Origin of the sequence: Candidatus Methanocrinis alkalitolerans (assembly GCF_029167205.1) — an archaeon.
Classification (GTDB): domain Archaea; phylum Halobacteriota; class Methanosarcinia; order Methanotrichales; family Methanotrichaceae; genus Methanocrinis; species Methanocrinis alkalitolerans.
In genome coordinates this window covers 38,587-56,254 of record NZ_JARFPL010000012.1, presented here as the reverse complement: position 1 = coordinate 56,254, position 17,668 = coordinate 38,587, and the positions used below count along the sequence as shown (strand labels likewise).

Genomic DNA, 17,668 nt, shown 5'->3' with positions numbered 1-17,668 from the left:
ACCCGCTCCGACCTCTATCGGAGAGGTCAGAGCTTTCCAGGGCAGATGGGGGTCGCCACCAACCCCGGATGCCAAGATCTGATCGGTGGCTATTTCAAAGATGCTGATAACGCAGATTGATGCGAGGATTCGCTATGAAATTGTCTCTTCCATTCATGCTCGCCATCGCGCTCGTCGTCATCGCCGCTTCTGCCCAGGCCCAAGAGGTGACGGAGATATATTCGGACCTCAGCTCCTGCGACGTCACCGTCACGGGAGATGCGGCAGGTTCCATCCTCCAGGTCGATCTATCATCCTCGAAAGACGGTCTTATCGAGACCAAGACCCTCGGTCTGGACGGTCCCGGCACCTGGATAGTCGCCTGGGGGGTGCCGGAGGCTTCTGAGGGGTCTTATGACGCCTGCGCTAAACTGATAAGAGACGGAGTGACCGTCTCCGATATGTGCACCAGCTTCTATTACGGCGGAAGAATCGCCATCAGGTTCGACGTTCGGGACGTCCACGCCGACCACAGGGGTATGACCCTTCTGATATACTCCGAAGACATGGCGGTGGTGGACATATATTATATGCTCGTCAAGGACGGCCGGGCGATGTACGTCTCGAAGAGGGGGTCGGTCCCTATAGCCGGTTCTTTCCGTTCTCCTACTGACCTGAGCCTTGAGTGGAAGCAGATCCTCGAGAAGGGGGAGGAGTACACGGGGAGGGTGAAGATCGTCGAGAAGAAGGACGGTCAGACGAGGGCCTTCATGAACAGCTTCACCGCGAGAGAAGACGCCGAGATCACCGACACCTACAGTGACGAGACCGGAGCCAGCGCCACGGTGATGGGCAGGTCCAGAGTACCCTTCGAGGGTTTCCTGAAGTTCGACCTGCATAGAAGCGATACCCTCCTGACCAGCGTCCAGGAGAGGACGCCGATCCTCCTCGCCGGCGACGACGAAACTGTAGAGATCTCGTGGAACGGGACCCTGGAGCCGGGGATCTACCGGCTGACGGTCCAGCTCCTCGGAAGAGAAGGCGATCTCCTGGACGTCGAGGAGAGGATCATAGAGGCGACGATCCCTCTCAGGCCCCAGACGATCGAAATCCCGGAAGACGAGGGTTCGGGCACCTCCGAAGCGGCGATTGCCGTCGCCATCCTCCTCATCGGCGCCGCAGCGGTCCTCATCGTCCGCCGGAGGAGAGGCTGAAGAGCGATCCATCGGAGGGCTGGGCCTAAGAGGAGGCGAAAAGATGGCAACGACCGTGGAGCCGAAAAAGGGGGCTCAGCCCCCTGCCACCGCCCTGTTTTTGAGAGCGCCGAGCCCCTCTATCTCCACCTCCACTACGTCTCCGGCCTTGAGCTGACCTACGCCGGGAGGCGTCCCCGATGCTATGACGTCGCCGGGGAGGAGGGTCATGATGGTGCTTATAAACTCCACCAGCTCTGGGACCGAGAATATCAGGTCTGAGGTGACAGAGCTCTGTCTTGCCGTCCCGTTCACCCTCGTCTGGATCTTCAAGGAGGCGGGGTCGGCGTCGACGACGTAAGGCCCCATCGGCGCGAAGGTGTCGAAGCTCTTCGCCCGGGTCCACTGGCCGTCCCGCCTCTGGAGGTCCCGGGCGGTGACGTCGTTGAAGTTCATATACCCCAGGATGTGATCGTCCGCCTCCTCGGCGGCGACGTTCTTGCACCTTTTGCCGATGACCGCTGCCAGCTCCCCCTCGTAGTCGACCTGGCTGCTGGAGGGGGGGATCACTATATCCGCCCCTGGGCCGATGACCGACGTGGGGGGCTTCAGGAAAATGATCGGCTCCTTCGGCAGATCCATATTCAGCTCCTTGGCGTGCTCGACGTAGTTGAGGCCGACGCAGACGACCTTGGTCGTCTCCCAGGGGGCGAGGATCTCCACCTCATCCAGGTCGTAGAACCTCCCACCAGCCTCGATGGACCTTCCAGCCACTCTACCTCTATAAACCGTATCTTCGAACTGAAACCTGACCATCAAAAGAGAATCACCTTCGCCATCATTTTTTTCTCCCGCTGGGACCTCTCTTGTACCTGCCAAACTCGGTCCCCACCAGCTCGTCTGCCCTGATCACCGGCCCCTCGACGCAAGGCCTGATCCCTGAAGGATCGATGGAGCAGGAGCCGCAGATCCCCATGCCGCATTTGAAGTACCGGTCTATCGACGCCTGGATCTTCGTCTCCATACCTCGGCATCTGCCGATCACGTCCGCCATCATCGGCTCCGGACCGCAGAGGTAGATCTGGTGGAACTCTTGCAGGTTCAGGCACGATAGCCCCGCCGAGGCCCGGCCGCAGATGCCCAGAGAACCGTCGTCCGTCGTTATGACCAGCTCGCCGATCCTCCGAAACCTCTCCCTGAAGATGAGGTCGCCGCAACACCTAACCCCCAGGATCGTCGTGACCTCGATCCCCCTCTCCTTTGCCGCCTCCCCCAGAAAGGCGAGGGGAGCGGCCCCGACCCCGCCGCCGACGAGGAGGATGCTATCGCCTAATAGGGAGAAGCCGTTGCCGAGGGGTCCCCGGAGCCCCAGGCCGTCGCCGACTTCAAGGTCGAAGATCGCCCTCGTCGCCTCCCCCACCAGCTGGACGGTGATCCCGTCTTTATAAGAGATGCTCATGGGTACCTCGTCGACCCCCCTAACCCAGACCATCAGGTACTGCCCCGGGACCGCGTCGAAGGCGAGGTCGAACCGCAGCGTCCGGACGGTGGGGGTCTCGGGGACGATCTCGACGATCTCTGCGTTCTTCGGCCTCATGAAAACCTCCTGGCGGCGCCGACCAGCTCCTCCAAGGTCATCCCCTTCCGGTCGAGGTAGATCGCGAGCCCCTCGGAGATGGACCTGAATATGCCGTACCCTTCAGGCTTCCTCAGGGCCGTCCCCACCTGGACCCCGCAGGCCCCTGCCATGATCATCTCCGCCGCGTCCTCCCACCTTGATATTCCCCCTACCCCGATGACGGGGATATCCAGGGCACCCGCCAGGTCGTAGACGGATTTTACCGCCACGGCCTTTATGGCAGGTCCTGATAGCCCTCCAAATCGGTTTCCCAGGATCGGCCTGCAGGACTCGACGTCGATGGCCATCGCCTTCAGGGTATTTATCGCCACCACGCCGTCGGCGCCGCCGCGCTGGGCCGCGAGGCCCAGGGCGGTGATCTCGGCGACGTTGGGGGTGAGCTTCACCCAGACGGGGACGGAGACGCTCCTCTTCACCGCCCGGGTGATCTCCTCGACGTTGCAGGCCTCACAACCGACCTCGGCGCCGAACCTTTCGGCGTGGGGGCAGCTGAGGTTCAGCTCGAAGCCGTCGGCGTCCAACCCCGTCGCCACCTCTCCGAACTCGGAGGTGGTGGCGCCGAAGATGCTGGCGATCACCGGAACACCGCCCTCTCTGCCGATATCGATCTCCTCCTGGAAGGAGCGGTAAGACGGGTTTGGAAGGCCCATGGCGTTGAGGAGCCCCCCCTCCACCTGGACGACGACGGGCCCCCGGTGGCCTTCCCTCTCGGCCACCCCCACCGACTTGGTGACTACCGCCCCGGCGCCCGAAAGCGCCGCCCTCCTGAGGGAAGCTCCCGTCGTCCCCAGGATCCCCGCCGCCAGCATGACGGGGCTGTCCATCCGGATTGCTCCTACATAACCCGAAAGGGATGCCATAGCTGAAATTCGTCGAGAGAGGATAAAAGCCTTCTCAGAGAGGAGGAGGGATCCAGGGGATGGCTAGCGAGGACGGCAACATCGTCGGACCCAAAGATTTTTCGCCTATTAGTTCAAGAGAGGATGGTGGACGTGTTGAGCCTTGAGGTCCGGTCTTCTGTCCACAATGCTTCTGATCCTCCTTTTTGCCGGCTTAGTTGCATCTATCCCGGCGGCAGGCGACGGGGCGGCGGGGGGCGGCCGGATGGAGGATAAAGACGGCGGGTTGGATATCTCCTCCGCTCCCAGTCCGACGGAGGTGAGCCGCGGCGAGACGGTCACCTGGAACGTGACGGTCCATAACCCCACCTCAAAGCCGATGAAGGACGTCTTTTTGATGGTCACCTTCGACGCCGAGGTGGAGCCGGTGGCAGCCTCCATCGCCCCCGCCCCCTCATCCGCCTCCCTCTTCAGGTTCGAGGAGGTGGGAGCCCGAAGCTTTGCTACCCTCTCCCTGGTGGTGAGGGTTCCCAGGCCGGAGAGGAGCTTCGTCATGAGCAGGTCCATCACTGGAGAGGGGTTTGTCAGCGTCTCTGAGGAGTACTCCACGAGGAAGGAGCCTTATGAGATCAGGTGCGAGGTCGCCGCCTGGGGAGAGGGGACCGATGGGCCTGTCCGAAACTCCTCCGTCGTCTCGGTCCTCGGAGAGGAGGGCGCCGTGGTGAAGGTCCAGGAGACGGGGAGCGGAGAGTACAGCAGCCGCGAGGAAGTGAGGGTCGATGAAGGGATGAGGTCCATCGAGATCTCCAGGGATGTCTCAGCGGAGCACCGACCCTTCGCCCTGGACCTTTTGGGGGATGGATCGGGGAACCGAACCACCCTCTGGTCAGAGATGATCGACCTTCGAAACTACATCGTCGGAGACTTTTCGCGGTTCGGCCGGGGGAACGCCACCTTCCTGGACGGCTGGCATTACGCGAAGCTCGACAGAAACGGGACCGTTATATCTTCGGGTGAGGGTTTTGGGAGGATCCGCCAGGCCGAGATGATCGGCCCCTAGACCCCCCATCGAAGCCCCTATCCATCCTCCGCCCTGGGGCCGACCCCCCTTCCCTCCAGATCTGGCGGGATCTCTAGGTCTCCGATTCTGAATCCGCATATTACGTCGCCGTCTCCTCTCCGGGCAGGTCGCTGGCGGCCGTAGTCTCCGGATCGTCCGTTTCGGCCCTCTCGCCAGTCTCGATCTCGGACCCTCTGGGAGCTCTGGCAGCTTCCATCATCTCAGCCCCATCGCCGTTAGAGATCGGGGAGGGTTCGGTGGAGTCTATGACGTTCACAGGCTCTGCGGGGTCGATCAGCGTCACATGTCCCGTGCAGTTGATGACGGTGATATTTCCCGCGGGGTTGACCAGGGTGATGGGCACCGTCAGGTTCCTCAAAATCACCGGTTCGCTGTAGTTGATCATCGGCATGCCCGCCCCTTCATCCGCCCCAGTCAAAGAACCCTGGGATATCGAGCTGCCGTTATCCTCGTTCTCCGGGGCGCCCGCCTCGGTGGGTTTGACGTCGACGGCGGGTTTATTGGGGTTGACGTTTATGCTGGGCTTTGTGGGGTTGACGTTTATGCTGGGGCCGGTGAGGCTGACGTTCACATTCGGCCTGGTGGGGTTTATGTTGACGTTCAGCGGCGAGATCTTCACGTCGACGTTGGGCTTTGTCGGTTTTATGTCGATGTTGAGGCCGCTGGACTTCTTCTCCTCTTCCGCCACAATGGTCTCGTTCTCACCGGAGCCTTCGTCATGAGGAGGCCACCAGTCCGCAGGGTCGAACTCGTTGGCGGGAGAGTCGTCCACCTCCGCCATTCCGTAGTCCACCAGCATCCTGTTAAAGGTGGGGGATAATACCGGTCCGCCGTTGAGGCCGGATAGGCGGAGGACCACCTCCAGGTTGCCGTCGGCGTCTCTTCCGTCTTCAGACCCGTCGTCGATGTCCAGCCAGACGGTCTTGTTCAGAAGAATGGCCACCGCCAGGTCCTTTGCAGATGTACCTTCGCGGGTCGAGACGTTAATCAGCTCTGCGATCGACTCGTCGACCGGGACGTCGATGGATGCGTTATCCAGCTCTGCGATCGACTCGTCGACCGGCTCGTCGATGGATACGTCATCTAGCTCTTCGATGGACTCGTCGACCGGCTCGTCGATGGATGCGTTATCCAGCTCTTCGATGGACTCGTCGACCGGGACATCGATGGATGCGTTATCCAGCTCTTCGATGGACTCGTCGACCGGGACATCGATGGATGCGTTATCCAGCTCTTCGATGGACTCGTCGACCGGCTCGTCGATGGATGCGTTATCCAGCTCTTCGATGGACTCGTCGACCGATCCTTCCACCCACGTCTCCAGAACCTTCAAATCCGCCAGGGTGACCTTCACTACGCCCTCTTTGACCCTGGGATCGGCCTTCTCGATCCTTACCTCGAAGGTCTTGCCGTCGATGATGCTGATTACCGTGCCGCTGGCTTCATCCGGTCCGGCGGAGGCGACCGCCGAGAACAGAAAAAGTAGCGATATCAGATATGAGATCTCTTTTGCCCTCATCAAATTCCCCCTTCTGTTGGTATTCTTCACGTTTTATAAGAAATACGTTTCGATCCTTCCCGGATGAGGCTGCACATCCAGTCGACGGAGAGAGGCTGAGATAGGGTCGATGATGAGATCTTCCTATCACATCTTCTTACCGCATAACTTCATATCGAGGGGGGGGGGCGGATCGCGCCCATCATCGGAGGCTTCAAGCGCGTACAGTCGGGTCATCGGGTATGTAGATAGGCGCAATCTTCCAAAAACATTTAATAGTATGGCGACCATAATAAATCAAATGGCGTTGAGTCTTCGGCCGGGCTTCTGAGGCGGTAGATCCTCCAATTTATGGTTGAGGGCTGGACGAGACCGAGATGCTCCCGGCGCTAGCGGGGTGGTGGAAGTGGTAGAGAAAGTTTACATGGAATTCAGGAAGATGGAGAACGGGAGGAAGGTGGGGATGGAGTACATGGGCCGACATTTCGATTACGGGGACCGGGTTGAGCCGTCAGATCTGGGCATCTCCGTCAACGTTGCAGAGGATATGGCAGCGAAGTCCGAGGGGAGCATCAAGATAATACGGAAAAATAGGTAGCTTTCCGGCCGCCGCTTTTGGGACGGACGACGCCGGGAAGCCCGGCCTTCCGACGAGGTTGGGCGTCATATCCGACCAACCCACCGCCTTCTCTCTTTTTGCGACTTAAGAAAACGTTCTCTTGCGGCACAATGACCGGCTATTTTGATCAAAAAGCCTGTGCCGGATCACCGCGGGAGTCTACCGGCGGGCCGGAGTACGGCCTGACCTTCGAGGACCCGACCCCGGAGCATCCGACTTTCGGGGACCTGGCCTTGGAGCATCCGACTTTCGGGGACCCGGCCTTGGAGGATCCGACTTTCGGGGACCCGACTTTTGCACAACCGTCCTTCCTAGCCCCCTCGGAGCTGTCCCCTGCCTCCTGGGCCCGCCCTTCGCACCGGAGCCTGCCCCTCTCTTTGCGTCCTCCGAATGATACCGGTGCTCCATCTCTCCGATCTTAGCCCTCGTCAGCTTCTCGATATCCCGGAGGTGTCCCCTCTCTTCGGCGGAGCAGAACGAGTATGCGGTGCCGGATGCCCCCGCTCGTCCAGTCCTGCCGACCCGGTGAACGTAGCTCTCGGCCTCGTTGGGGAGGTCGTAGTTTATGACGTGGGTTATATCCTCGACGTCAATCCCGCGAGCGGCTATGTCGGTCGCCACCAGAACCTGCAGCCGTCCAGATTTGAAACCGCTGAGGGCCTGGGTCCGCTGGTTCTGAGACTTGTTGCCGTGGATGGCGTCGGACCGGATCCTGTTCTTGGATAGCACCGATGCGACCTTATCAGCACGCCGCTTCGTCCGGGTGAAGACCAGGACACGCTTCAGGTTTTTCTGTTGGAGAAGCCCGAGGAGCAGCGCATCCTTGTTGTTCTGATCCACGAAAAACATGCGCTGTTCGACGCTCTCCACCGTCGTAGCCTGGGGAGCCACCTCGATTCGGACGGGGTGCGTGAGAAGCCTTCCGGCCAGCTCGCCGATCTGCCGTGACATGGTGGCCGCGAAGAAGAGAGAATGACGCTTCTGTGGAAGCTTCGAGACGATCTTGCGCACGTCGTTGGCGAAGCCCATGTCCAGCATCCTGTCTGCCTCGTCGAGGACGAAGAACTCGACGTCCTTCAGATTTATGTAACCCTGGTCCATCAGGTCGAGCAGTCGGCCTGGCGTGGCGACGAGGGTGTCGACGCCTCGAGATAGGGCCCTGACCTGAGGTCCCTGGTTGACGCCGCCGTATACGGCGGCGTGCCTGAACCGGAGGAACTGGCCGTACGTCCCAAAGGACGCGTCGATCTGGGCCGCCAGCTCCCGGGTGGGCGCGAGCACCAGGGCTCGCGGCACCCCGGGAGCTGCAACCTTCTGCGTCTCCGCCATCCTCTGCAGGACGGGCAGAACGAATGCTGCGGTCTTTCCGGTGCCCGTCTGGGCTATGCCCATAAGGTCCTCGCCCTTCAGAAGATGGGGGATGGCCTGCGCCTGGATCGGCGTGGGAGTCGTATAGCCTTCTTTGATCAGCGCCCGCTGGAGCGGTTCCGAAATATTTAGATTTTCAAACTGCATTTTATGCCTCTTTGGGGTTACGCAGTCGGACGCTGTCATATGAATTTGGGCCAGAATAGTCGTCATCAATTAGCTCAGATCTGATTAATGACCCTTATTTTGACGGTGTTAAAGATAGCATACGAGCTTTGAACATCCAATTGTGTAACTCTTGCGCTTGGGATCACTGTCGACTTTGAGATGTGATCGCGCCGGACCTAGAACTCGTCTCCTCTATTTAAAGCCATGGTATTGAAAGGAGGAATGCAGAGCCGACCTGGAAAATCAGACCGCAACGATAGCCCTCCGCCTCCTCTCCGCCACCTCCCTCCTAACTGTCTCCTCGCCGCCGCTGAGGAGTCGGGCCTCGTTCTATCCCACATTCCGCACCTTAACTTCCTGAATCAAGTATTTTGCTAGCTAGCGATTCCTCTAATATAATTATAAATATATATATATATATATATATTCAAATACATTAATAGTATGTCTGTTTACTGCAAACTCCTATTGAGGGTCGCGTACTCGATCTACTGAAAATCGCCACTCGAATCGAATTCAAGGGACGTATTTTCCGCCAAACAGCCATTACGTCACCCGTTAGCGCTATTCAGTAATCTGGGTACGCGACCCTATTGAGGGGGCATCTCATCATGTCACATAGCGGGGAGTAATCATCATAATGTAAACTTATACAAATTAAAATAACTTTTTAAGTCAAACTGGCGGCGGCGCACCCCGCAGCAAGCTGCGGGGCATGATTCGCGCCGCCGCCTTTGTATCTTGATTTATAGGTCGCCCCCCCATCATGTTTAACAATTCTGTTACATAAAATTATCTTTGAATGTGAGACCACAGCAATTGTTTTTCGGTTATATGCTCATCCCCGCAGCAGAGCTGCGGGGTATTCGATAAAAATTAAACTAATTGAATTTAACATCAAAAATCGATAGCAGCAAAAATACCAATTTCAGAACTCAAGGTGCGGAATGTGAGATTAATGTATTTGAATAGCTATATTTATAATTATATTAGAGTAATCGCTAGCTAGCAAAATACTTGATTTAGGAAGTTAAGGTGCGGAATGTGTGATCTATCGTTGGACTCTCCCGGATCGCCGTTTCTGAGGTTCTCCCCCAGAGAGGGGATCTCATCCCCGAACGCGAGCCGCCGGGCGTACTCCGCCCGGTCCCGGTAGGCCCGGCCGCCGGAGATTAAATCGTTCAGTTTATATAAATCCACCGGGCGGAGGACCACCAGCCCCCTCCCCCCCCCGCCGCCGACCGGATCCCTCACCTCGATCTCCGCCTCCTCCGCCCCGGGGGCGGTCGTCGGATAGAGGATCGCAGCCCTTCCCCCCGCGCCCCGCCCTCCGACGAGGGCGTAGACGGCGAGCTGGCGTAGCATCTCCCGGGGGAGGGATCTTCTCCAAAGGTCTCTATATTTGGCGTCGAGGATGGAGACGACCTCCGGCCCCCTCAGGATCGCGGAGTCCGGGCGGGGGTCTGGAGCCCGCCGGTTCCTCTCGGGTTCTTCCCCGTTACGTAGGAGATCATGCCGCTGAGGCGGTGCTCGTCCACGACGGTGTAGCCGGGGATGTTCTCCCGGAGAAACCCGGACAGGAGCGCCTGGAAGAACCGGTTCATGTCCAAGAGGAAGCCGGGTAGCAGAATATCGCTCTTGCCGTCATCCAGGGAGAGGCCCTGGGCGGCGACGAGGATCTCGATGATCGATATCGACGACCGGTAGGCCGCTGTCTGCCTCGTCATCTGGCGGTGGAGCCGTCCGATCGTCTCCTGATCCAGCCTCACCGGAGAGATTCCATCCTGCATCAGCGCCGCGAGACGGCGGAGGTTGGACCCGAGAATTAGATCGTACGTGAGCCTTGCGCCGAGGCGGAGCCCTTCGAGGAGGACCTGGTTTATGATGCAGTCTTCGAGGCTGGGATGGTGGGTGCGGGGGATGGCGGCCTGGGCGACTCCGCCGTCTCTTGATATCCCCTTTATGTTGATTCTGCCTTGGTGGTCTGTAACCAAATAATCAAATAATATTGGTGCACTGTAAAATGGTGATATGGTGATCGCAAATGAAGATAAAGGCCGTGATTACAGGTCCAATGGTACAGGGGGTAGGTTACCGGGTATTCCTGATGCACGAGGCCGTAGCTCAGGGGATTGAGAGGTTTACAGCCCTGAACGTGTCAGATGATACGGTGGTTGTCCTCGCCGAGGCCGACGAAACCACGATATCAAATTTCAAGGAGTTTATATCCACCCGTCGTCCGGAGCACGCCCAGGTGTCCGAGGTCAGAATTGAGGATTTCAAGGGAAGGGTGATGACCCTCCAGGAGGCGACGATCTTGAACACCGTCGAGCAGATGAATAAAGCGATCCCCATCCTCGTCAGCATGGACGGAAGGATGGCGAGGATCGACGAGAAGATGGATAGAATGCTCGAAAAGCAGGATGAAACCGTCGACCAGGTGCGCGGATTGAGGGAGGACCTGGGCACCATCCACGCCGAGAGGATGGAAAGGATGGAAAGGGACATCGCCGAGATAAAGGCGAAGATCGGCCTCTGATGAAGCAAAGCGAAATGAGCCAGCCCTCCTGGCGGATCTGTTTTATCTATTCTTGGAACACGAAGGCTTTCGCGTCTAAGCCCCGACCTCAACCTTGCATCTCGTCCTCGATCCCCATGATGAGCGCTGCCAAAAACGAAGAAGGAAGGCGTGAACGAGATTTCATCTCCTAGAATCCCCGAACGCGAACCGCCGGGCGTACGCACCCCGCTCCCGACCGCCACCGCCGCCGGAGATTAAATCGTTCAGTTTATATAAATCCACCGGGCGGAGGACCACCCGGGCCCTCCCGCCGCCGGCGACGGGATCCCTCACCTCTATCCAGGCCTCCTCCGCCTCAGGAGAGGTCGTCGGATAGAGGATCGCCGACCTCCCATTCGCGCCCCGGCTCAAGGCATAGACGGCGAGCTGATAAAGCCACTCCCGGGGGAGGGAGTTCGCCCAGAGGTCTCTATATTTGGCGTCGAGGATCGAGACTACCTCCGGCCCCCTCTGAATGACGTAATCGGGCCGAGGGTTCGGAGCAGGCCTATTCTTCGGGTTTTTTCCGGGGACGTAGGAGATCATCCCCCGGAGGCGGCGCTCGTCCACGATGGTGTAGCCCGGCAGGTTCTCCCGAAGAAACCGGGATAGGAGCGCCTGGAAGAAGCGGTTCATGTCGAAGAGGAAGCCGGGGAGCGCAAGATCGCTCTTGGCGTCATCCAGGGAGAGGCCCTGGGCGGCGACGAGGATCTCGATGATGGAGATCGACGGCCGGTAGGCCGCCGTCTGCCTCGTCATCTGGCGGCGGAGCCTTCCAATCGTCTCCTGATCCAGCCGGATCGGGCTGATCCCGTCCCGGATCAGCCCCTCCAGGCGGCGGAGGTTGGACCGCAGAATAACGTTTTCGGTGAGCTTCGCGCCTAGGCGGAGACCTTCGAGGAGGACCTGGTTTATGAGGCAGTCTTCGAGCCTGGGGTAGTGGGTGCAGGGGAGAGCAGCTTGAGCGATCCCGCCATTTCTCGCTATCCTCTTGATGTCGATCCTGCCCCGGGGGCTTTGAAGCGTCTCGTCGAGGCGGACGTACCTTCGGTGAAGACCCCGCGAGATCAGCTCGCTGGCCTCGGCCACCAGCTGGTGGATTAAAAGATCCTGGAAGGCCCTGGGTTCTGGGGGGTATACCGTCTTGCCGAAGAGACGGAGGTCTCGAAGCCCGTAGGCGTACCTGAGGAGCTGGAGGAAGGGGGCGTCCTCGATCTTCGGGCGGATGGTGATACGAACGTTGCCGAGATCAACCCTTCCGACGTAGGAGTTTGATTTGATCAAAAGGCCCTTTCGAAGCTCAGATATCTCAAGCATCCCTTTTTCCGATAGGTACTGGGCCATTTTCTGGACCGAGGGATCATCCCTGAGAAAAACGCCCTCCAGGCATCTGTCTGACTGCGGACCCCGGCTCTCCCACTCTGAAAGATCAACTGAGATCGGATCTTCAGCCATCGGTTCGCTCCTCTTCTGGGGCGTCATCCGAATCGCTCACGCTGTCCTCTGACGCTTCAGATCCGGCCGTCATCGAAGGGCAAAATGAAGATCTGTCCTTTGAGATCTTCGACATGGCTTGGACGAACTCGCCATCAAGAGAGCCGCCGAAGATCTCATCTCTGATCATCTGTCTCTGGACATCGACGACCTCTCCGCCCAGGATCTTCTCCAGGGTCGAGTAATCCTCATAGCAGTACTCCTCCAGGAGGGGAATGATCTCATCCTGGACCACCCGAGAGAAGCTCGAGAGGTTCGATATCGGTTTTCCGGCCTCCATCAGGTACGAGTGGCCGATCTGGCGGTTTCGGGCGTCCCGGCCGACGCCATCGCAGATGCGCCGGTTGAGGGCACCGAGCCATTCGCCGAGGTGAACCCCGCCGACGACGGATTCGCCCAGGACCGAAGCGTCCGGCATCATCTCGATGAAGCCGAAGCGGCGCCGGAGGGCGGTGTCGAGGAGGGCTATGGACCGATCGGCGGTGTTCATAGTCCCGATGACCCGGACGTTCTCCGGGACCCGCATCTGCTCACCGGAGACGGGGAGGATTATCGGCTTTCCCCGCTTGTTCTTTTCGAGGATGGTCATCAGCTCGCCGAATATCCGGGGGATGTCGCCCCGGTTGATCTCGTCGATGATCAGGTAGAACCTAACGTCGGGATTTGCGAGGGCTTCTTTGCAGAGCTTCTTGAAGATCCCGTCCCGGAGGGCGAAGCTCATCTTGCCGTCCGTCTCCTCCGGCCGGTAGCCTTCGAGGAAGTCCTCATATCCGTAGGCGGGATGGAAGCAGCAGATCCTAACGGGGCCGGAGTCGTCGCCGCCGTCGATCAGGGCGCTCCTCTGCTCCTCTGAAAGCTGATCTAAGGACTTTCCATATCGGTCGAGGGACGCCATCTCTCGGGCCGCCCTCTCGGCCCAGTAGGTCTTACCCGTCCCCGGCGGGCCGTAAAGGATAACCTGGCCCTTGCGTTCGAGGACCGATTGAATGTCTTGGATGATTTCGGGCAAAGGAGCGGGCTCTGATTCGCCTTCAGTTAAAATTGTCCTCTTCCAGCTCTGGGATTTGATGTCAGCCGTCAAGTCTTGGGCAAAGGTTCTTACGGTCTTTTCGACTTCGATCTTCTCAGCATCGTTTATCTGGCTCGGCGTTTGCACCGAACGGCCTTCTTTCTTCCAAAAATCTGAATAACATTCTAGAGATTCGTCATGCAATTCTAAGTCGAAGAGGGATTCACTTTTATTGACCCCGTTTTGCTGCAAATCAGAGCCCAATTTAGATGCTTGATTATAACACTTGTTTGCTTCTTCTTTTCTATTAAGTTTATAAAGAGCATCTCCCTTTCCAATCCAATAATCCGAATTTTTCGAGTCTAAACTAATAGCTTTGTCGAAAGATTCAACAGCATCATGATATTGTCCAAGGTATGACAATGAGAATCCTATTAAGTACCATGCATCAGAAAATTTTGGATTTATCTCGATGGCTGTATTAAAGCAATTCAATGCTTCTTCAAATTTGCCAAGATGTAGAAGCAATATTTCTCCTTTAGCATACCAACCGTATTCGTATTTTGGGTTTATCTGAATAGACTTTTCGTAACATTTAATAGCTTCTTCATATTTTCCATTATTGTAGAGCAAAATGGCTTGGCTATGAAATAAATTAAATTTGAAGATATTATTGTTTGGATTAATATCAATGGCTTTAATATAGCATTTAACAGCATCGTCTATTCTCTCCAATTCGTATAATACCTCTCCCCTGGCGTTCCACGCATCAGAATTTTCTGAATCGAACTCTAACAATCTGCTATAATATTCTAACTGTTTTTTATATTCCTCTCTTTCCTCGAGTAGATTATCCTTTTTTAGCAAAGATTCGGTATCTTTGCTATTTGATAATTGTGTTTTTTCCGCCAACTCTTCCACCTACTTTTCTAATGTTTCTATTGAGATCAGAGCGAGTGCTTTAAGAAGTTCTTCTTGGCTTGTGCGCTTGAAAAGCTCGTTTCGAATCTTCTGATAATTGGCGTCCACTATGCCTGACCCAAGAATCTTTTCAAGTGTTCTAAAATCTTCATAGCAGTACTCTTCCAGAAGAGGTATCATCTCCTCGTGTAATGCTTTGGCGAACTCAGAAAGGTTGGCTATGGGCGTACCGTTGTCCCTGAGGAGGTATGAGTGGCCGATCTGGAGATTTCGGGCGTCCCTCGCCACGTTTTTGCAGATCTTCTGGTTTAGGGCTTCAAGCCACCTTCCAAGGTGGATGCCCTCAATGGTCGCTCCGCCCAAAACTGACGGATCGGGCATCAGCTCGATGAAGCCAAACCGCCGCCTGAGGGCTGCGTCAAGAAGAGCTATGGACCGATCGGCGGTGTTCATCGTCCCGATGATGTAGACATTGCTCGGGACTTTAAACTGCTCGCCGCTGATCGGGAGGGTGATGGACTTTCCGCGCTTGTCCTTCTCGATTATCGTCATCAGCTCGCCGAAGATTCGCGGGATGTCTCCCCTGTTGATCTCATCGATTATTAGGTAGAAGCTCGTCTGCGGGTTCTCCAAAGCGTCTTTGCAGAGCCTCTTGAAGACGCCGTCTCGGAGGGAGAATATCATCTGGCCCTCGGCCTGCTCAGGTCTGTACCCCTCGATGAAGTCCTCATAGCCGTAGGCGGGATGAAAGCAGCATGTTCTCACAGCGCCGAAGCTCTCACCGTCTCCAGTTAAGAAGGATTTCTGATAATCCACAAGCTGGTCAAATTCCATCAGAAAATTTGATCTAGCGGCAAGTTCAAACGCAGCCTTCTCTGCCCAGTAAGTCTTTCCGGTGCCAGGTGGGCCATATATTATTACTTGGCCTCTTCGTTCTAAGATATATCGAACACGAATAATAAATCTGCTTTGAATTGGTGGTGGTATTTTTACGTGTACACTATTTCTTCGTCTCTCAATTTCAATTAGGTTTATCGGGTCTTTAATCTCGTATAGCGCAGTTTGCAATCTTCCTCTTGGAAGAGTCCATTTTTCAAACGAAATCCATTCTACAGGAATACGGTGGGGCCAAGGGTCAGCATCATTTTTTTCGTAATAGTAATCTCCAACCACACGTCCAAAACCAAGAACCGATAATCTTGATACAACTACCAGGTCGCCTTTCTTGATTTCAGTAGTGAATTTAAATGGAGGATTGACTCTTGAATTGGTTGAGTCGTATCCCATATTCCTTAATATTTCACGAATTTTTTCTTTACCGGCTTTGTCGGGAGTTATGTCAGAAAGGTCACCAAGCTCTGTCCATCCGATTGATACATAGAATCCATCTCTCATGAAATCCCAGGCGCGTTCACCCCTCCAATCGAGGCCACGAGTGGTAGCTATGGACCAATAGCGATGTGGCAGTCCATTAATCTTTTCCAACAAGGACATAAGTGAATGACGAGAGATCCCCAGTTCTTGAGCGATGGCTTCGTATTGACGAAAATAGGCATCCAACTTATTTTCCTGTGGTGGATTTTGCAGCATTTTTATCAAATGAAAACGCAAATAACCAAGATTTTCTCTCATCAAATAAACAAGATCATCGCTCGTATTCGATTGAACTCCGGAAGATAATTTTTTCTCTTTGTTCATCCATTCGTAGGCTTCAAGTATCTTTCGATGGATTTTCTCGTCGAGTATCATTTTAGCACCATAAATGTCTTAGAGTATTTTATTAGTATTCAGCTATCAGTAACCTGCTCGAAGAAATATGTATCCCCTCGACTTCAGATTTCACTGCTGAAGACTCCCTTCTTCTATCTGCTCTACCCCACGATCCTCGCCACCCGACCCACCTGGCCGTCGGCGAGCCGGACCTTTATGCCGTGGGGGTGGAAGGAGGAGTTAGTCAGGATCTCCTTCACCACCCCTTCCGTCAGCTTGCCCGTCCTCTGGTCGCGCTTGAGGACGACCTCCACCTTCAGCCCCGGCTTTATATCCTTTCTATTCTTGCCGTCCATGCCCCTCCAACATCGTATCGGCCGCAACCCCTGGCCAAGGCTCTTCTCACTCTTCCTCGATCTCCAGGAGGAGGAGCTCGAAGACGAGGGTCTTTCCCGCCAGGGGGTGGTTGGCGTCGAAGGTGACCGCCTCCTCCGAGATCTCGGCCACCGTCAGCTGGAGCCTCTGCTCGCCCTTGGAGAACTCGATCCTCTGGCCGATCACCGGGGCGAGGTCCGGGGGAAGCTCCTTTTTGTCGATCTTCATCAGAAGCTCTTCGTTTCGAGGGCCGTACCCCTTCTCCGGGGCTATGGTGACGGTCTTCGCCTCCCCCGGCTTCATCCCCAAAACCGCCTCATCGAAGCCCGGTATGACCGTCCCTTTGCCGATGGTGAACCTCAGCGCCCCGTGGGTCTCGGAGCTGTCGAAGACCGTTCCGTCCTCGAAGCTCCCCTTGTAGTGGAGGCTCACGGTGTCCCCCTCTTTAGCCTGCTTCATCTTACGACTCTCCATCATCCATCCGATTTAAAGAAATTGATCGCGGAACCAACCGCGGAACCATCGCTAGATCGATCGCTAGATCGATCTCGTAACGGACCGGGGGAGACGGGCGGATCGGGCGGGGCGGATCAGGCGGACCCGGCTCCGACGATCTCCACCATCTCGATCTCGAAGACGAGGGTCATGCCCGCCAGGGGATGGTTGGCGTCGAGGATGACCGACTCCTCTGAGACCTCGGCCACCACCACCTGGAGCATCTGATCCTGGGATTGCCCTATCTGGAGGATCTGGCCCACCTCCGGCTCGATCTCCGGGGGCATGCTCGACCGGGAGACCTCCATCACCATCTCCTCGTGGCGGGGGCCGTACGCCTCCTCGGCGGGGACGTTGACGGTCTTCTTCTCGCCGGGAGCCATCCCCAAAGCCGCCGCCTCAAACCCCGGGATCACCATATTCTTTCCCAGGGTGAACTCCAGGGGGTCCCTCTCCATGGAGCTGTCGAAGACCGTCCCGTCTTCGAGCATCCCCGTATAATGAACTTTAACAACGTCGTCGGCTTTTGCACTTTCCATTTCGAAATCTCCTTGCATTTGGGGTTCTGTCGCCCAGACGATATGTAGATGACGGTTTATGTTGAAAATTCTCCCCGAATCTCTTTTCATAAGGGGGAAAATCCCCCCGATCCCCCGTTCGGTGGGGGATCTCCGGAGCGTGTAGGAGGCTGGAGGGGGATCGGGTGGGCAAAGGGATAGT

At 56.6% G+C, this 17,668-nt stretch carries 17 protein-coding genes and 1 pseudogene; 4 read left to right on the top strand and 14 right to left on the bottom strand.

The window, feature by feature from the left end:
- Positions 1 to 134: 134 nt before the first annotated feature.
- Entirely contained in the window at positions 135 to 1,193 is a 1,059-nt protein-coding gene (locus P0O24_RS05320; RefSeq protein ID WP_316968702.1) for a hypothetical protein, read from the top strand.
- A gap of 75 nt (positions 1,194 to 1,268) precedes the next feature.
- On the opposite strand, the gene P0O24_RS05315 is transcribed toward P0O24_RS05320, so the two are convergent.
- The 3 genes from P0O24_RS05315 to P0O24_RS05305 are packed head-to-tail and all read right to left on the bottom strand — an operon-like array spanning position 1,269 to position 3,671.
- A complete protein-coding gene (locus P0O24_RS05315) occupies positions 1,269 to 1,991 on the bottom strand; it encodes a fumarylacetoacetate hydrolase family protein (RefSeq protein ID WP_394356704.1) in 723 nt (240 codons plus the stop codon).
- A 19-nt stretch (positions 1,992 to 2,010) separates the two neighbouring features.
- Positions 2,011 to 2,769 carry a dihydroorotate dehydrogenase electron transfer subunit gene (locus tag P0O24_RS05310; RefSeq protein ID WP_316968701.1) on the bottom strand — a complete coding sequence of 253 codons (759 nt, stop codon included), beginning with the start codon at positions 2,767 to 2,769 and terminating at the stop codon, positions 2,011 to 2,013.
- Complete coding sequence (locus P0O24_RS05305) at positions 2,766 to 3,671, bottom strand: dihydroorotate dehydrogenase (protein ID WP_316968700.1); 906 nt, start codon at positions 3,669 to 3,671, stop codon at positions 2,766 to 2,768. The genes P0O24_RS05310 and P0O24_RS05305 overlap by 4 nt, the downstream gene beginning before the upstream one ends.
- A gap of 166 nt (positions 3,672 to 3,837) precedes the next feature.
- Here P0O24_RS05305 and P0O24_RS05300 point away from each other — a divergent pair, with 166 nt between their 5' ends.
- Positions 3,838 to 4,710, top strand: a complete 873-nt coding sequence (locus tag P0O24_RS05300) for a hypothetical protein (protein WP_316968699.1) — start codon at positions 3,838 to 3,840, stop codon at positions 4,708 to 4,710.
- 100 nt (positions 4,711 to 4,810) lie between these two features.
- Here P0O24_RS05300 and P0O24_RS05295 read toward each other — a convergent pair whose 3' ends face one another.
- Positions 4,811 to 6,250, bottom strand: coding sequence for a hypothetical protein (locus tag P0O24_RS05295; protein WP_316968698.1), 1,440 nt, complete (start codon positions 6,248 to 6,250; stop codon positions 4,811 to 4,813).
- A gap of 385 nt (positions 6,251 to 6,635) precedes the next feature.
- Between P0O24_RS05295 and P0O24_RS05290 the strand changes: the two genes are divergently transcribed.
- Positions 6,636 to 6,827 carry a hypothetical protein gene (locus P0O24_RS05290; RefSeq protein WP_316968697.1) on the top strand — a complete coding sequence of 64 codons (192 nt, stop codon included), beginning with the start codon at positions 6,636 to 6,638 and terminating at the stop codon, positions 6,825 to 6,827.
- Between the two features lie 180 nt (positions 6,828 to 7,007).
- Here P0O24_RS05290 and P0O24_RS05285 read toward each other — a convergent pair whose 3' ends face one another.
- The 3 genes from P0O24_RS05285 to P0O24_RS05275 form a co-directional block, all read right to left on the bottom strand.
- Positions 7,008 to 8,363, bottom strand: a complete 1,356-nt coding sequence (locus tag P0O24_RS05285; protein WP_316968696.1) for a DEAD/DEAH box helicase — start codon at positions 8,361 to 8,363, stop codon at positions 7,008 to 7,010.
- Between the two features lie 1,026 nt (positions 8,364 to 9,389).
- Positions 9,390 to 9,749, bottom strand: a complete 360-nt coding sequence (locus P0O24_RS05280; RefSeq protein WP_316968695.1) for a hypothetical protein — start codon at positions 9,747 to 9,749, stop codon at positions 9,390 to 9,392.
- A gap of 71 nt (positions 9,750 to 9,820) precedes the next feature.
- Complete coding sequence (locus P0O24_RS05275; protein ID WP_316968694.1) at positions 9,821 to 10,378, bottom strand: hypothetical protein; 558 nt, start codon at positions 10,376 to 10,378, stop codon at positions 9,821 to 9,823.
- Positions 10,379 to 10,428: 50 nt separating this feature from the next.
- Between P0O24_RS05275 and P0O24_RS05270 the strand changes: the two genes are divergently transcribed.
- A complete protein-coding gene (locus P0O24_RS05270) occupies positions 10,429 to 10,923 on the top strand; it encodes an acylphosphatase (protein ID WP_316968693.1) in 495 nt (164 codons plus the stop codon).
- Positions 10,924 to 11,085: 162 nt separating this feature from the next.
- Here the strand turns inward: P0O24_RS05270 and P0O24_RS05265 are convergent, their stop codons facing one another.
- The 7 genes and pseudogenes from P0O24_RS05265 to P0O24_RS05240 form a co-directional block, all read right to left on the bottom strand.
- Positions 11,086 to 12,261 carry an McrC family protein gene (locus P0O24_RS05265; protein WP_316968692.1) on the bottom strand — a complete coding sequence of 392 codons (1,176 nt, stop codon included), beginning with the start codon at positions 12,259 to 12,261 and terminating at the stop codon, positions 11,086 to 11,088.
- Between the two features lie 130 nt (positions 12,262 to 12,391).
- On the bottom strand, positions 12,392 to 13,447 hold the full coding sequence (locus P0O24_RS05260) for an McrB family protein (RefSeq protein WP_316968691.1): 1,056 nt from the start codon (positions 13,445 to 13,447) through the stop codon (positions 12,392 to 12,394).
- 303 nt (positions 13,448 to 13,750) lie between these two features.
- Positions 13,751 to 14,368, bottom strand: a pseudogene (locus tag P0O24_RS12520) (tetratricopeptide repeat protein); the annotation flags it as partial.
- Positions 14,369 to 16,117, bottom strand: coding sequence for an AAA family ATPase (locus P0O24_RS05255; protein ID WP_316968690.1), 1,749 nt, complete (start codon positions 16,115 to 16,117; stop codon positions 14,369 to 14,371).
- A gap of 122 nt (positions 16,118 to 16,239) precedes the next feature.
- Positions 16,240 to 16,434, bottom strand: coding sequence for a YwbE family protein (locus P0O24_RS05250; protein WP_316968689.1), 195 nt, complete (start codon positions 16,432 to 16,434; stop codon positions 16,240 to 16,242).
- Positions 16,435 to 16,480: 46 nt separating this feature from the next.
- Positions 16,481 to 16,912 carry an FKBP-type peptidyl-prolyl cis-trans isomerase gene (locus P0O24_RS05245; protein ID WP_316968688.1) on the bottom strand — a complete coding sequence of 144 codons (432 nt, stop codon included), beginning with the start codon at positions 16,910 to 16,912 and terminating at the stop codon, positions 16,481 to 16,483.
- 131 nt (positions 16,913 to 17,043) lie between these two features.
- Positions 17,044 to 17,487 (bottom strand): FKBP-type peptidyl-prolyl cis-trans isomerase, encoded by a 444-nt coding sequence (locus P0O24_RS05240; protein ID WP_316968687.1) that lies wholly within the window; start codon positions 17,485 to 17,487, stop codon positions 17,044 to 17,046.
- Positions 17,488 to 17,668: the final 181 nt, after the last annotated feature.